The following is a 14618-nucleotide window of genomic DNA, read 5'->3' as shown; positions in this document are numbered from 1 at the left end:
TTGTCTAGTCTCCGGAAAAGGAAGGGTCCACGCCGGCCAGGAAGGCGCGCACGCCCTCCTTGTGGTCCCGGCTGTCGGCGTACGAGAAATAATCCTGGTATTCGTCTTCGGTCAAGGCGCCGCCGGCGGCGAGCCTGCGCGACAGGCGCTTGTTGATGCGGGCGGCCAGCGGCGCGCCAGCCGCGATGCGCTCGGCGCTGCGTTTGGCCGCGTCGACCACCTGGTCGTCGGGAACGACGCGCGTCAGCAGGCCCAGCTCGCGGGCCTCGGCCGCGCCGAACACGCGGCCTTCGAGCAGGATGGCCAGGGTGGCGGCGCGTCCGACCAAGGCCAGCAGGCCGCTCATTTCGTCCGGCGCCATGGGAAATCCCAGGCGGTTGATCGGCACGCCGAAACGCGCGGATTCGCCCGCGATCCGCAGATCGCACTGGCTGGCGATCTCAAGCCCCCCGCCCACGCATACGCCTTCGATCTGCGCGACGACCGGATGCGGACACAGGGCGACCGCCTGCAAGGCAGGCGCCAGCACCTGGCGGTGGTAGCGCTGCACGCCGGCCATGTCGCCGCGCTGCGCGGGGAACTCGCGAATGTCGGCGCCGGCGGCGAAGTTGCCGCCCTCGCCGCGCACGATCACGCAGCGCACGGTATCGTCCTGCGCAATGCGCGTGAATACGTCCCGCAGTTCATGCCACATGCCCACGGTGATCGCGTTCAGGCGCCCCGGGTGCGATAGCGTCACCCGCGCCAGATCGCCCTCGCGTTCCAGCAGCACGCGGCCGGCCACGTTGTCCGTCATGTCTCCTGCCCTCTTTCTTATGTAGTTGCGCCGCGGGCGCGACGCCTATGCCACCCGCCCCACGCCGCGGCTGACCTGGGGCTTGCCCTCGCCCAGCCGGGCCAGGTTGTCATCCAGCTCGTCGAGGTCGTAGAGGTAGTTCACCATCAAGCCGCAGGACTGCTTGAGTCCCTTGGGCGAGGTATCCGCGGCCCAATTGAGCCGTTCGATGCGCGCGCCATTGCCCAGGTGGAAACGCGCCACCGCGTCCACCGGCATGCCGTTCTTCATGGACTGCAGATAATTGGCTGTCAGGCGGAAACCCGCGCGCTTGACCACGTCGGCGGCCTTGCCCTGGGCCGCCTTGGCCAGGCGCGCAACCCAGCGCCGCCCGTCGGGCACGCCCTCGCGCTTGCGCGCCTTGGCGCGCACCTTGTCCTCGCGCACGATGGCCTCCACCGCCTCGGCGTCCAGCTTGCCCAGCCAGTCGGCGAAGCCCGGGATGGGCGACAGCGTGGCGAAGGACTTCAGCTTGGGCAGTTCATGCAGCAGCTGCTCCACCACGCGCTTGAGCAGGAAGTTGCCGAAGCTGATGCCCTTCAGGCCGGGTTGCGTGTTGGAGATGGAATAGAAGATGGCCCAGCGCGCCTTGTCCAGGTCCTGCGGCGGCAGGGTGCTGTCCAAAAGCACCTGCACGTTGTCGGCCATCTGGCTGGCGAAGGCGACTTCCACGAAGATGAGCGGCACGCCCGGCATCTGCGGATGGAAATAGGCGTAGCAGCGACGGTCCGGCGAAACGCGGCGGCGCAGGTCGTCCCAGGAGGTGATCTCGTGCACGGCTTCGTAAAGGATCAACTTTTCCAGTAACGACGCAGGCGAATCCCAGGTCAGCGGCCGCAGTTCCAGCAGGCCCACGTCGAACCAGGCGGACAGCAGACCCTCGAGGTCCTTGTCCAGCATCTGAATGCCCGCCACCTGCTTGCGCCAGCGCAGCATGTCCGCGCGCAGCTCCACCAGGAAGCGCAGGCCCTGGGGCTGCGCATTGAAGCGCTTGAAGAGGCGCACGCCCTCGCCGCCTTCGCCAGCGTAGCTGCCGCGCGCCTGCGCCAGCGCGGTCAGCATCAGCCGGCGGTCCTTGCCATCCGCGGCGCTGTACTGTTCGCACCAGCGGCGGGCCAGCTTGTTGGCGGCCACGTCGGTCAGGCGCGCTTCGAACAAGCGCCGGACTTCGGATTCACTGGGCAGCCGGCCGCGTTCCCACAGCTTGCCCAGGCGGGACATCAGGCCCGCGCTTTCGGCGGCGGCCGCTTCATCGATGGCCTCGGCCTCGGGCTCAGGCGTGCGTGCGCCGCGCGCGGGCGCGAGATTGGCGGGTGCGGACATGGGCGGGCTCCTCGATGACGATGGGATCGGACGGCGCCGCATCGGCGGCGTCCGCATGGCTCAATGCGCGCAGCGCTTCCAGCTGGCGCATCAGGTGGTTGTGCGCGAGCGCCTGCGCGGCCTCGCTGTCGTGCGCCTTGAGCGCTTCGAATATGGCCAGGTGCTCGGCGCAGGACTGCTGGATGCGGCCGGGCTGGGACAGGCTGCGGTGGCGCGACAGGCTCAGCACCTTGCGCAGATTGCCCACCATGTCCGACAGCCATTGGTTGCCGGCCAGGGCCTGCACCGCTTCGTGGATCAGGTAGTTGGTCTTGTAGTAGGCATCGATGCGGCCAGCCTGGGCATGGCCCGCCAGCGCCGCGTGCAGGGGTTCAAGCTCGGCCAGTTGGGCATCGCTGGCCTTGCGCGCGGCCTCGAAGGCGCAGCGCCCTTCCAGCATGGCCATCAGCGGGAAGATGTCTTCCAGGTCTTGCGCCGAGAGTTCATTGACGAAGCAGCCGCGGCGCGGCTCCAGCCGCACCAGCCCTTCGGTGGCCAGCACCTTGAGCGCCTCGCGCAAGGGGGTGCGGGAGATGCCCAGCTCGCCCGCCAGGCGCAATTCGTCTATCCATTCGCCGTTGCGCAGGGAACGCGCGTGGATCATGCCGCGCAGGCGATCCGCGACTTCCAGGTAGAGGGCTTGCCGGACGATGGGAAGGGTCATGGGTCAGCGGCCTGGACTGCACCGTAATTCATAATTATGAATAAGGCCATGATAGTGCTGGATGCGGGAAAAAGAAAACCCCTTGCTCCTCGGTAGCTACCCTAGGAATAAAAAGGGCCTCCGGCATCCGGAGGCCCGTCGATTCATCTCGAAAAATGGGGACAAAATCAGAAGTGCAGCACCCCATCGACCGCGTGGCGGGTCAGGGAGCGGGCCCAGCGGCGCGCCGGCAGGCCGTATTTGGCCTCCACCACCTCGGCGCGGGCCAACAGCTCGGCGGGAGTGACTTCCAGGCGCGGGCCAGAGAACGCCAGCACGATCTGGTTGCCCGCCTCGACCTCGGGCAGCAGCACGATGCGGTCGTCGAAGGCCTTGGACAGATTGTCGATGTTCTTGCCGAAGCTCTCGTGGCGGCCGAACAGGTTCACGGCCAGCACGCCGACCTCGCCCAGCACGCGGCGGCAGTCGCGATAGAACTTGACGCTGTCGCGCACCGGTCCCTCGGCCATGGCGTCGTACAAGTCCACCATCAGCACCGGGCAACGCCCCGCGTTGAGCGGATCGGCCACCCAGGCGCCGGCGTCGGCGTGTTCGACTTCGAGGCGGTTCGCGCCCGGCAGGCGGAAGAACATATGGCAGGCCGCCGTCACCCGCGGATTCCATTCCACCGCCAGCAAGGGGCTGCGCGTGTGCTTCACGCAGTAGCGCGCCAGCGAGCCGGCGCCCAGGCCCAGCATGCCGATGGCTTCGTCCTTGGGCGGCTCCAGGAACAGCAGCCAGGCCATCATCTGGGCGGTGTACTCGAGCACCAGCTCCGACGGGTTCTTGATGCGCATGGCGCCCTGGACCCAGACGGTGTTGAAGTGCAGATAGCGGACGCCGTCCACCTCGGACAGGGTCGGCTGGTCCAGCTCGGAAGGAAAGTTCGATTTATGCATGGCGGCGATTGTAGGTCGGACGCCGCCTCTGCGTCAGGCGGCCAGCCGGTCGTCCCCGCTCTCCCAGATGCGTTCCAGCAGTTCCGCGCGGGACGTTTCGGCTTGCAGGCCGGCCGCCAGCCGCAGCACCCGCTTCAGGTAAAGGTGCGCATCGCACTCCCAGGTGACGCCCAACGCGCCGTGGACCTGGATGGCGTTCTGCGCCGCGCGCCGGCCCGCCTCCACCGCAAGCAATGGCGCGAACAGGCTGTCGCGTTCCGCCGAAGCCGCGTCCGCGTCATGCGCCGCGACCGCTGCCACGCCCGCCAGCCTGGCGTCGTCCAGGGCCATCCAGTCTTCCGCCAGCCGATGCTTGATCGCCTGATTGGCGCCGATGGCGCGGTCGAATTGCCGGCGTTCGCGTGCATGGGCCGCCGCCATGTCCAGCGCGACCGAGGCAGCGCCCAGCAGCTCAGCCGAACGCAACAGGCGCAGGCGCGTCCGCAGGCGCTCCCAGGTTCCCGCCTCGACCTCCAGATCGACGCTGTCCAGCAATTGCGGGCGGGTCACACGCGCCACCGGCATGGTGGGATCGAGCCGCGCCTCGCCGGATACGGGCGCCAGCGCCTCCAGGCGCAGGGCGGTGGCGCTCAAGCGCCGCACGGCCAGTGCACGCACGCCCTCGCCCGCGCCTTCGATGAAGACCGATCCGTCGGGACGCACGGCAGCGTCAGCAAAGTAGGTGTCGCCCGCCATCACGGCGGCAGCCCATCCCGCGGCCGGCCCCGCCGCGCACAGGGTCGGCAGTATCGCCATGTTGGCCGCCAGCGGCAGGCTCAACAGGTGCCGCCCGGCGGCTTCGGCCACGATCCAGGCTTCGCGCATGCCCAGCCCCAGTCCGTCCTGCGCGGCCGGCGCCAGCAACGCCGGCCAGCCCTGGGCGGCGATCTCGCGCCATTGCGCCAGGCGCGCTTCATAGGGTTTGCCGGCCGCGGCGCGTGCCGTGGCGGGCGGATGGCGGTCGGCCAGAAAGCGCCGGGCCGCGTCGTCCAGCATGCGCTGGTCTTCGGTCGGATGCAGATCCATGAGGTTCAAGCCTTGGGCAGGCCGAGCATCTGCTCGGCGATGATATTGCGCTGGATTTCGGAGGTGCCGGCCAATATGGTTTCGGCGCGCGACCACAGATAGGCATGCGTCAGTTCGGCGGCATGCGCGTCGCTCGCGTCGTCCGCCAGGCAGGCATCCTCGCCCAGCAGTTGCAGCGACAGTTCCAGCAGCCGCTGATGCGCTTCGCTCCAATGGATCTTGGTGGAAGACCCCTCGGGCCCCGGCGGATCGCCGCGCATCGCGCCGGCCAGCGCGCGCTGCGACTTCAACGCCAGCACATGGCTGTCGGCCGCGAGCCGCGCCCACTGATGGCGCACCGCCGCCGAGGACGCCGGAACGTGGCCGTAGGCGTCGGCGCGCAACGCCAGTTCGCGCACCTGGCGCAGTTCCTGCGCGAAGCGCACCAGCCGCGGGATGAAGTAGGTGCCGCGCTCGAAGCTGGCCGCGGCCATGGCGATTTTCCAGCCCTGGTTCGGCGCACCTAGCAGGCAGTCTTCAGGCACGAACACATCCTCGAAGAACACCTCGCAGAATTCGGCCTCGCCCGTGATCTGCCGGATCGGTTCGACCCGCACGCCCGGGCTGCGCATGTCCACCAGCAGGAAGCTCAGCCCCTTGTGCCTGGGCGCCTGCGCATCGGTGCGCGCCAGCACGAAGCACCATTGCGCGCGGTCGGCGAACGAGGTCCAGATCTTGTGGCCGTTCAAGCGATAGCCGCCCGGCGCCGCCTCCGCCCGCGTGCGCACCGACGCCAGGTCGGAGCCGGCGCCCGGTTCCGAATAGCCCTGACACCAGACCTCGCGGTTCGACAGGATGCCGGGCAAAAAGCGGCGCTTCTGCGCCTCGGTGCCGAAATGCAGCAGCGTCGGCGCCAGGATGCCGTGCCCGATCAGGTTCACGCCCAGCGGCGCGCCGCAGCGCGCGTGCTCTTCGTGGAACACTGCCTGCCGCGACAGCGGCAGGGCGCGGCCCCCGTGCTCCTTGGGCCAGCCCAAACCGGACCAGCCGTTGGCGCACAGGGTGTCTTCCCAGGCCCGCCGGAAATCGAGGCTGCGCGGCTCGGCCCCGCCCGGCCAATCCTTGACGAAACCCGCGTAGGCCGATGCCAGCCAGCCGCGCAGGTCCAGGCGGAACGTCTCGTCTTCCCGCGCGGCGCTTTCCAACTGCGTCATGCCATTACTCCAGGCGGATGTTCGAATCGCGCGCGACCTTGGCCCACGTGGTCACGTCCTGGCGGATGAAAGCGGCGAAAGTCTTGGGATCGCTGCCGATGATGTCCAGCCCCAGGCCGGTGAACTGCGCCTTGACGTCGGGCTGCTGCAGGATCTGCGCGAGATTGCTGTAGATCTTGTCCACCACCGGCTGCGGCGTACGCGCCGGCGCCACCAGGCCCAGCCAGGGCATGGCGGAATAGCCCGGCAGGCCCGAGGCCGCGACGGTCGGCAGATCCGGCACCGAGGCCGAGGGCTGGGCGGTAGTCACCGCCAACACGCGCAGCTTGCCGTCCTTCACGAAGGGGCCGGATGAGGCCCAGGCGTCGAACATGACCTGCAGGCGGCCCGCCACCAGATCGTTGAGCGCTGGCGCGCTGCCCTTGTACGGGATGTGCGTCATCTGCACGCCCGCCATGCTGTTGAAGAGTTCGGCTTCCAGATGGGTCGAGCTGCCGGTGCCGACCGAACCGTAGCTGACCTTGCCCGGATTCGCCTTCAGGTAGGCGATCAGCTCGCCCACGTTCTTGGCCGGCACCGAGGGATGCACTTCCAGCACGTGCACCACCGACGCCACCTGGCTGATGGGCGCGAAGTCCTTGATCGGGTCGTAGTTCACCTTGGCGTAGATGCTGGGCGCGATGCCCAGCGACGAAGCCGCCATCAGCAAGGTATAGCCGTCGGGTTCGGCGCGCGACACGTAGTCGGACGCGATCATGGTGCCGCCGCCCGGCTTGTTTTCCACGATTACCGGCTGGCCCAGCTTGCCGCTGAGCTTTTCCGCCAGCAGGCGGCTCATAATGTCGGTCGCGCCTCCTGGCGAGAACGGCACCACGATGCGTATCGGACGGTTGGGATAGCTGTCCTGGGCCATGGCCGGACCCGTGACGCCGATGCAAGCCAGCGCGACGCCGGCCAATAGTTTCTTCATCATGCTTGTCTCCTCCTGGGATGGATTGCGCGCTAGGCGCTACGGGTTGCGGGCAGGATCAGCGCGTCCAGTACCGCAACGCCCTGTCCAGCCTCTTTGATCAGCAATGGATTGACTTCGATTTCCGCCACATGCGCGGGCGCGGCAAGCAAGGCATTGCCCACGGCCACGATGCTGCGGCACGCGGCCGCCACGTCGGCCTGGGGCTTGCCGCGATAACCGTCAAGCAGCGCGTAGGCCTTGAGCTCCTGCAGCATTTGCAGCGCAATGTCCTCGTCCACCGGCAGCAGGCGATGGCTGGTGTCCTGGTACAGCTCGGTCAACACGCCGCCCAGCCCCACGGTCAGCACCGGACCGAAGACGGGATCGCGCGTGGCGCCGACGATGATCTCGGCCACGCCGCGCTCCATCTTCTGCACCATCACGCCGTCGATCCGCGCCCCTGGCTGCGCCGCGGCCGCCGCCCGCGTCACCTCGCCGTACGCGCGGCGCACGGCGTCGTCGTCGGCCAGGTTCAGCGCCACGCCGCCCGCCTCGGTCTTGTGGGCGATGTCGGCGCTCAGTATCTTCAGGGCAACCGGATATCCGGCCTCCCGCGCCTGCGCGACGGCTTCATCCGCGTTCGCGGCCACCTTGGTCCGCGCTTGCGGCAGGCCGAAAGCAGCCACGTACCCGCGCGCATCCGCTTCATTGCAGGGCACAGCCGGCACCGCTGGCGCGTCCAGTTGCGGCGCCGCCGCGATGCGCTTGGCGCCGCGCGCCTCGCACCACAGCAGGTAAGGCGCCAGGGCCGCGACCGCGAGACCCAAGTCCTCGAACACGGCCACCTCGGCGTCGCGCAAGGCCGCGCGGCTCTGGGCCACGCCGGTATCGATGGCGACGAACAGGCGCTTGTGCCGGCGCGACACGTCCGTCAGCGCGTCGGCCATGCGGTCCAGCATGTAGCCGGGCGCATACACGACGACGGCGTCGATCGCATCGGTGGTGGCCAGCCCTTCCAGCACGGTATGCACAAAGGCGGGATCGTTGACCACGTTGCCGGTCACGTCCACCGGATTGCCGACCATGCCGTAGTCGGGAATCCCGCCGCGCAGTACCGCCTGCAGGTCCGGCGGCAGATCGGGCAACTCCAGTCCTGCGCCGATGAACTTGTCCGCCAGGATGGCGCCCAGCGCGCCCGACATGGTCAGCACCGCGACGCGCTTGCCCGCCGAGCGGTGACGTAGCGTGGCCAGGCTGGCCAGATGCGCCATCTGCGCGAAATCGGTGGCCTCGATCACATTCAATTGGCGGAAGGCCGCCCCGTACACGCGCCGGTCCCCGGCCAGCGCCGAGGTATGCGACTGCACCGCCTGCGCGCCCTTGTCCGTGGTGCCGGCCTTCAGCGCGATCAGCAACTTGCCCTGGCGCTCCAGTTCGCGGCAGGCGCGCTTGAAGCGCTCGCCATCGCGCAACTGTTCTATGTAGCCCAGGACGATTTCCGTCTGCGGGTCGGCCGCCAGGTACTCCAGGTATTGCGAGAAATCCAGGCAGGCTTCGTTGCCGGTGTTGATGAAATGCGAGAACGGCAGGTCCAGCCGGCGCGCGATCGCGTACACCGCCGCGCACACGTTGCCGCTTTGCGTCAGCAGGCTGACCTTGCCCGGCCCCGTCTGCGCCGGCGCGGTCTTGAAGACCGAGGCGAACGCCGTGTAGGCCTGCGTGTTCAGGTTGGCGAAGCCCATGCAATTCGGGCCCGCCACGGCCATGCCGCTTTCGGCCACGAAGGCCTCCAGCTCGTCCTGCAGGCGCGCGCCCTCGCCGCCCGCTTCGGCAAAGCCCGCGGCGTAGACGATGGCGGCGCGCACGCCCTTTGCGTGGCAGCGGCGCAGCATGGGCGTGACGTCCGCGGCCGCGATGGCCAGCACCGCCAGGTCCACCGCCTCGGGCACGGACTCGATGTCCGGCCAGCAGCGGCGGCCGAAGACTTCCTGGTACTTCGGATTCACGGGATAGATGCCGCCCGCATAGCCGAAGCGCGTCAGCAGATCCAGCGGCATGCCGCCGATGCGCCCTGCGTCGGCGCTGGCGCCGATCATCGCGATGGAGCGCGGGTTGAGCAAGGGGTCCAGAGTCATGCTGCCTCACCCGTTTTGCCGCCGGGCCGCCCCAAGGCAAAAGGCGCCCCCTCGGGGGGCAGCGCGCTTGCGTCGCGTGGGGCCATTTGCTTGTTGCGCTGGATGGCTTGCGCCAGGCCGCGTGCACGGACGGCCTGGAACTCCTCGCTCAGATGCGACAGCTGGTGCGTATCGAAATGCGCCGACAGAGCGGTGCGGAAACCCTGTGCGTCCGCGGTGCGGTTCAGCGAGCGCTTGATGAGGCGCAGGCCGAAGGGCGGCGCCTGGGCAATGCGCTGCGCCAGCGCCAGGGTCGCGGCGTCCAGCTCGGCCTCGGGCACCACGCGGTTCACCATGCCGATGCGCAGCGCTTCCTGCGCGTCCACCTTTTCGCCGGTGTAGAGCATTTCCTTGGCCTTGCGCAGCCCCATGACCCAGGGATGGATCAGCACCTCGGTGGCGGCGGCCGCCAGCGTGTGGCCGACGGGATCCGAAAAATAGGCGGTGTCGGAGCACACCACCAGATCGCACATATTGGCGATCATGAAACCGCCCGCCACGCAGGCGCCCTGCACCTGCGCCACCGTCGGTTTGGGAAAGTCCCAGATGCGCATGCAATAGCCGTAGTAGCGGCGCGACTCGTAATCCCAGCGCTCCTCCACCGTGAAGTCGGCGCGTTTGGCCTGGGCTTCCTTCAGGTCATGGCCCGCGGAAAAGTGCGCGCCGCGCCCGGCCAACACCACGACCCGCACCGAGTCGTCCCGTTCTGCGCGCGTCAACGCGTCATCCAGTTCGTCCAGCATCTGCTGGCTTTGGGCATTGCGCGCGGATTCGCGCGCGAGGCTGATGCGGCATACCGAGTCGTGCCGCTCGACGGCCAGGGTGGCGTATTCCATGGTCTCCTCGTCCTTGTTCTGCCGCGCCTTGAGAGGCGGCGCGGTCGACTGGATTGAATTAACGCACCTGGAATCCTAAAATACAAAATATTCAATCAATATTTCCCACATTATGAACAACAGTGGATCCACTGGCGGTACCCAGAGCATGCGGCGCGCCCTCGGCCTGCTACGCGTACTGGCGCAGCACCAGGAAGACGGCATAGACCTGCAAGGCGTCATGGCCGAGGCCGGACTGGAACGCTCCACCGCGCACCGGCTGCTCAGTTGCCTGCTGGAAGAGCAATTCGCCGAGCGCGACGCCACGACCCGGCGCTACCGCCTGGGCGTGGATTCCATGCAACTGGGATTCGCGGCGCTGCGGCGCACGCCGCTCCTGGACGCGCTGCGTCCGTTTGCGCAGAAGCTCGCGCGCCTGTCGGGCGACACGGTGTTCCTGGTGATACGCCAGGGCGACTACGCCCTGTGCCTGCTGCGCGAGGCTGGCTCGTTCCCCGTCAAGGTATTCACCATCGACCAGGGGGAGCGGCGTCTTCTGGGCGTGGGCGCGGGCGGCCTGGCGCTGATGGCCACCCTGCCCGACGAGGAAATCGCCGCGCTGTACGCGCGGCACTCCGCTACTTACGCGCAGATCGGCGCATCCAGCGCTGCCCTGATGAAATCGGTCAGGCAGGCGCGCGCAGCGGGCTATTCGGAAATCGTGGACACCATCACGCCCGGCGTGTCGGGCGTGGGCGTGGCGTTCCGGGTGTCGGAACTGACCTGGGTGGCATTCAGCTTCGGCGCGATCAGCAGCCGGCTGGACGCGCCGCGGCGGGCGCAGATGGGCGCGCTGCTGCGCGCCGAGTGCCAGGCGTGGGCCCAGGACTACCTGGAAAAATAAAGCCCCCTCGCGCAGCGAGGGGGCAGTCTTGCGGCCGGGCGCCCAGAGGCGCCCCTAGGCGCTTCAGATCCGCTCGAAGATGGCGGCAATGCCCTGGCCGCCGCCGATGCACATGGTCACCAGCGCGTAGCGCCCGCCCACGCGCTGCAGTTCGTGCAGCGCCTTGACGGTGATGATCGCGCCGGTGGCGCCGATGGGGTGGCCCAGGCCGATGCCGCTGCCGTTGGGGTTCACCTTGGCCGGATCCAGCTTCAGTTCGCGCGACACCGCGCAGGCTTGCGCCGCGAACGCTTCGTTGGCTTCGATCACGTCCAGCTGATCCACCGTCAGGCCGGCGCGCTTGAGCGCGGCCTGCGTGGCCGGCACCGGACCGATGCCCATGATGTTGGGGTCCACGCCCGCGTGGGCATAGGCCACCAGGCGCGCCAGCGGCTTGACGCCACGCTTGGCCGCGACCGAGGCGTTCATCAGCACCACGGCGCCCGCGCCGTCGTTCAGGCCCGAAGCGTTGCCCGCCGTCACCGTGCCGTTTTCCTTCTGGAACACCGGCTTCAGGCCCGCAAGGTTTTCGGCCGTGACGTCGCGGCGCACGTGCTCATCGGTGTCGAACACCACTTCGCCCTTGCGCGACTTCATCACCACCGGCACGATCTGGTCGCGGAAGTAGCCCGCGTCGATGGCGGCGGCGGCGCGGCGATGCGATTCCGCGGCCACGGCGTCCTGGTCCTGGCGGCTGATGCCGAACTTGGCCGCCACGTTCTCGGCGGTCACGCCCATGTGCATGCGGCCGAACGGATCCGACAGCGCGCCGGTCATCATGTCCAGCATCACGCTATCGCCCATGCGCGCGCCCCAGCGCTGCGCCGGCGCGATGTACGGCGCGCGGCTCATGCTTTCGGCGCCCGCGCCGATGGCGATTTCGGCATCGCCCAGCATGATGGTCTGCGCAGCCGACACGATGGCCTGCAAGCCCGAACCGCAAAGGCGGTTGACGTTGAAGGCGGGGGTTTCCTTGGCGATGCCGGCGTTCATGGCCGCCACGCGCGACAGGTACATGTCGCGGGGTTCGGTGTTGATGACGTGGCCCACGGCGACGTGCCCGACCTCATCGCCCTTGACGGCGGCGCGTTCCAGCGCGGCCTTGATGACGGTTGCGCCCAGGTCGCACGGCGGCACGTCTTTCAGCGCGCCCCCGAAATCGCCGATGGCGGTGCGGACGGCGGACGCGACGATGACTTCATTCATGGTGTTTCCTCCTTGTAATGCGTTCCATCATACCGCCGCCGTCTTGTGCCCGGGGCTGGCGCGGCGTGAATGCCCGATACCGAAGGGATAGCACCAATACCCCTATCGATACGAACTTCATATCATCCATGCCCAATGCCATCTGGAGCGCCCGCATGGATTTCCGTCATCTGCAGCAGTTCCTGGTCCTGGCCGAAACGCTGAATTTCCACCGCGCTGCCGAAAAACTGCACATGTCGCAGCCGCCCCTGTCCGTCTCGATACGCAAGCTCGAAGAGATGGTGGGAGTGCCGCTGTTCCTGCGCGGACGCCAGGGGGTGAAACTCACCGAAGCCGGCCTGGCCGCGTTGGACGAGGCGCGCCGCGCCCTGTTCCATGCCGAACAGTTCCGGCAGGCGGCGCGCGCCGGCGCCGCGGGCGAAGGCGGCACCGTGCGCATCGGTTTCGTGGGCTCGGCCACGCACGGCGTGCTGCCGCGCATCCTGCCGCAGTTCCGGCAACGCTATCCCGGCGTCACCGTGGTGCTGCGCGAAGCCACCTCCATACGCATCATGCAGGAACTCGAGGAAGACACGCTGGAGATCGGCATCGTGCGCGTGCCGGTGGCGATGGGATCGAACGTGCGGCTCGCGCCGCTGACGACCGAGAACTTCGCGCTGGCCGTGCCCAAGACGCATCCGCTGGCGCGGCGCGGCCGCATCCGCCTGGCGGACCTGGCCGACGAGGCCTTCATCATGTACACCGCCACCGAGGCTGCCGGCCTGCGCATGGCCGCCATCAACGCCTGCCAGCTGCGCGGCTTCACGCCCCGCATCACGCAGGAGGCGGTGCAGGTGCAGACGCTGCTCAGCCTGGTGGAAAGCGGCCTGGGCGTGGCCCTGGTACCGGCCGGCGGCCGGCGCCTGCCCGGCACCAACGTCGTCTACAAGACGCTGGCCGATTTTCCCGCGGATGCAACGATCGGCATTTCGCTGGCATGGAACCCCGCGACCGAACGCAGCGCCACGCGCAACCTGCGCGAAATGGCCAGTCAGGCGTTCCGGGACAAGAACGCGAAATAAGCGCGCCGCTTGCGGCAACACGGCCGCCAGGCTTAGGATGGAGCATGGGTTTTATCCTCACCAGCGATCCGGGAGCGCATCGTGAAGACAGTTGCTGAGATACTCAGGGAAAAAGCCAATCATTCCGTCGTGACGGTTTCGCCCGACGCGTCGGTTTTCGAAGCCGTCAGAATCATGGCGGAACGCAGCATCGGCGCCGTGGTGGTGGTCCAGGGCGACGCGGTGCTGGGCATGTTGACCGAGCGCGACTACGCCCGCAAGATCGTGCTGCAGGACCGCTCCTCGCGTACCACGAAGGTGCGCGACATCATGACCGATTCCGTCTACTACGTCAGCCGTGCGGACACGCGCGAACACTGTATGGCGATGATGACGGAACGCCACTTCCGTCATCTGCCTGTCATCGAGGACGGCAAGCTGGTCGGCCTGCTTTCCATCGGCGACCTGGTCAAGGACGTCATGAGCGAACAGAAGTTCATCATCCACGAACTCGAACGCTACATCACCGGCGAACGCGGCTGACGCCGCGCGGTCCATGCGACAGACTCGCGGCTAGCCCGCCGCGAGCGCCTTGAATGCCGGCACGATCAAACCCATGCCGGCCGCCAGCAACAGCACGAACACCATGCGCTTGACGGTCTTCATCGAGCCCGCCGTGCTGTAGCGGCGAGCCACCCAGGTGACGCCGATCACAACCGGCAACGCCAGCAGACTCAACCAGAACGACGAGGCCATGAAGGCCCCCTGCCCGGTCACGAGCGCCAGGCGCACGACCGCGTTAAGCGAAAACAGAATCAGCAGGCTGTTGCGGATGGCGGCCAGCGGCAGGGGCTGGCGGTACAGGTGATAGACCATGGGCGGACCCGCGCTGGAAAACAATCCGCCCAGCACGCCGGAAATCGCGCCGAAGAACACGAACGAACCGCGCGAGGACACATGCGCCAGCGGCTGCGCACGCGCGATCAACAGCACCGCGCAGCCCAGGATGGTGCAGCCCAAAAGCAGTTGCAGCAGCACGCCCATGGAGCCGCTGATCCAGGCCAGCGCCGCCACGCCCGCCCCCACGCCGACCAGGCTGCTGGCCATCGCGGGCCGCATCAACGACCAGTTCACCTGCGGCTTGGCGCGTGCCAGCGTCACGGCGGCATTCACCAGCGACAGCACGCTGACCACGTTGGCCACTTCGGACACGGAAGCCAGCTGGAACACGCCCGACAGGCCCAACAACACCAGCCCGAAGGCGAAGCCCGTCATGGTCTGCGCATAGGTGGCGAGCGCCACGCAGGCGAGGAACAGCAAATATTGGGAAATGCTCATGCTAATGGGAGAGCCTGACCTGCCTCGGCTCTGCCCGGAGCGGCGCGTTGCGCGGCGCGGGAGCGGATCGACGGGGAACAGCGTTAGGGGTTT

The 14618-nt window shown here is 68.0% G+C and carries 14 protein-coding genes; 3 read left to right on the top strand and 11 right to left on the bottom strand.

Annotated features, from left to right (window positions below; translation table 11 throughout):
* Positions 1 to 4: 4 nt before the first annotated feature.
* The 9 genes from IB268_RS27740 to IB268_RS27700 all read right to left on the bottom strand — a co-directional run bounded on the left by IB268_RS27740 (position 5) and on the right by IB268_RS27700 (position 10019).
* Positions 5 to 796, bottom strand: coding sequence for an enoyl-CoA hydratase/isomerase family protein (locus IB268_RS27740; protein WP_119449998.1), 792 nt, complete (start codon positions 794 to 796; stop codon positions 5 to 7).
* Between the two features lie 45 nt (positions 797 to 841).
* On the bottom strand, positions 842 to 2158 hold the full coding sequence (locus IB268_RS27735; RefSeq protein ID WP_192355143.1) for a malonyl-CoA decarboxylase domain-containing protein: 1317 nt from the start codon (positions 2156 to 2158) through the stop codon (positions 842 to 844).
* Positions 2109 to 2861 (bottom strand): GntR family transcriptional regulator, encoded by a 753-nt coding sequence (locus IB268_RS27730; RefSeq protein WP_175163182.1) that lies wholly within the window; start codon positions 2859 to 2861, stop codon positions 2109 to 2111. Before IB268_RS27730 ends, IB268_RS27735 begins: the two co-directional genes overlap by 50 nt.
* Positions 2862 to 3028: 167 nt before the next feature.
* A complete protein-coding gene (locus tag IB268_RS27725) occupies positions 3029 to 3799 on the bottom strand; it encodes a hypothetical protein (RefSeq protein WP_059372341.1) in 771 nt (256 codons plus the stop codon).
* A gap of 33 nt (positions 3800 to 3832) precedes the next feature.
* Positions 3833 to 4864, bottom strand: coding sequence for an acyl-CoA dehydrogenase family protein (locus IB268_RS27720; protein WP_192328758.1), 1032 nt, complete (start codon positions 4862 to 4864; stop codon positions 3833 to 3835).
* Between the two features lie 5 nt (positions 4865 to 4869).
* The gene (locus IB268_RS27715; protein WP_192355142.1) at positions 4870 to 6057 is read right to left on the bottom strand and encodes an acyl-CoA dehydrogenase family protein; all 1188 of its coding nucleotides are present in this window, start codon (positions 6055 to 6057) and stop codon (positions 4870 to 4872) included.
* Positions 6058 to 6061: 4 nt separating this feature from the next.
* On the bottom strand, positions 6062 to 7030 hold the full coding sequence (locus tag IB268_RS27710) for a tripartite tricarboxylate transporter substrate binding protein (protein WP_125473428.1): 969 nt from the start codon (positions 7028 to 7030) through the stop codon (positions 6062 to 6064).
* A gap of 29 nt (positions 7031 to 7059) precedes the next feature.
* A complete protein-coding gene (locus tag IB268_RS27705; RefSeq protein WP_192355141.1) occupies positions 7060 to 9144 on the bottom strand; it encodes an acetate--CoA ligase family protein in 2085 nt (694 codons plus the stop codon).
* Complete coding sequence (locus tag IB268_RS27700) at positions 9141 to 10019, bottom strand: enoyl-CoA hydratase (RefSeq protein ID WP_225591512.1); 879 nt, start codon at positions 10017 to 10019, stop codon at positions 9141 to 9143. Before IB268_RS27700 ends, IB268_RS27705 begins: the two co-directional genes overlap by 4 nt.
* Before the next feature lie 112 nt (positions 10020 to 10131).
* Here IB268_RS27700 and IB268_RS27695 point away from each other — a divergent pair, with 112 nt between their 5' ends.
* Entirely contained in the window at positions 10132 to 10902 is a 771-nt protein-coding gene (locus tag IB268_RS27695; RefSeq protein ID WP_119450004.1) for an IclR family transcriptional regulator, read from the top strand.
* 63 nt (positions 10903 to 10965) lie between these two features.
* On the opposite strand, the gene bktB is transcribed toward IB268_RS27695, so the two are convergent.
* Positions 10966 to 12147: a beta-ketothiolase BktB gene (bktB, locus tag IB268_RS27690; protein ID WP_054452951.1), complete on the bottom strand. Its 1182-nt coding sequence runs from the start codon at positions 12145 to 12147 to the stop codon at positions 10966 to 10968.
* 155 nt (positions 12148 to 12302) lie between these two features.
* Between bktB and IB268_RS27685 the strand changes: the two genes are divergently transcribed.
* Together IB268_RS27685 and IB268_RS27680 are read left to right on the top strand one after the other, a co-directional pair.
* On the top strand, positions 12303 to 13208 hold the full coding sequence (locus IB268_RS27685; RefSeq protein ID WP_054452953.1) for a LysR family transcriptional regulator: 906 nt from the start codon (positions 12303 to 12305) through the stop codon (positions 13206 to 13208).
* 81 nt (positions 13209 to 13289) lie between these two features.
* The gene (locus tag IB268_RS27680) at positions 13290 to 13730 is read left to right on the top strand and encodes a CBS domain-containing protein (RefSeq protein WP_054452955.1); all 441 of its coding nucleotides are present in this window, start codon (positions 13290 to 13292) and stop codon (positions 13728 to 13730) included.
* Between the two features lie 30 nt (positions 13731 to 13760).
* On the opposite strand, the gene IB268_RS27675 is transcribed toward IB268_RS27680, so the two are convergent.
* The gene (locus IB268_RS27675; RefSeq protein ID WP_054452957.1) at positions 13761 to 14525 is read right to left on the bottom strand and encodes a sulfite exporter TauE/SafE family protein; all 765 of its coding nucleotides are present in this window, start codon (positions 14523 to 14525) and stop codon (positions 13761 to 13763) included.
* Between the last annotated feature and the right edge of the window lie 93 nt (positions 14526 to 14618).

It is taken from the genome of Achromobacter sp. ACM01, from assembly GCF_014851745.1.
Lineage (GTDB): Bacteria > Pseudomonadota > Gammaproteobacteria > Burkholderiales > Burkholderiaceae_B > Achromobacter > Achromobacter aegrifaciens.
This window is presented reverse-complemented; position numbering and strand designations above follow the sequence as displayed.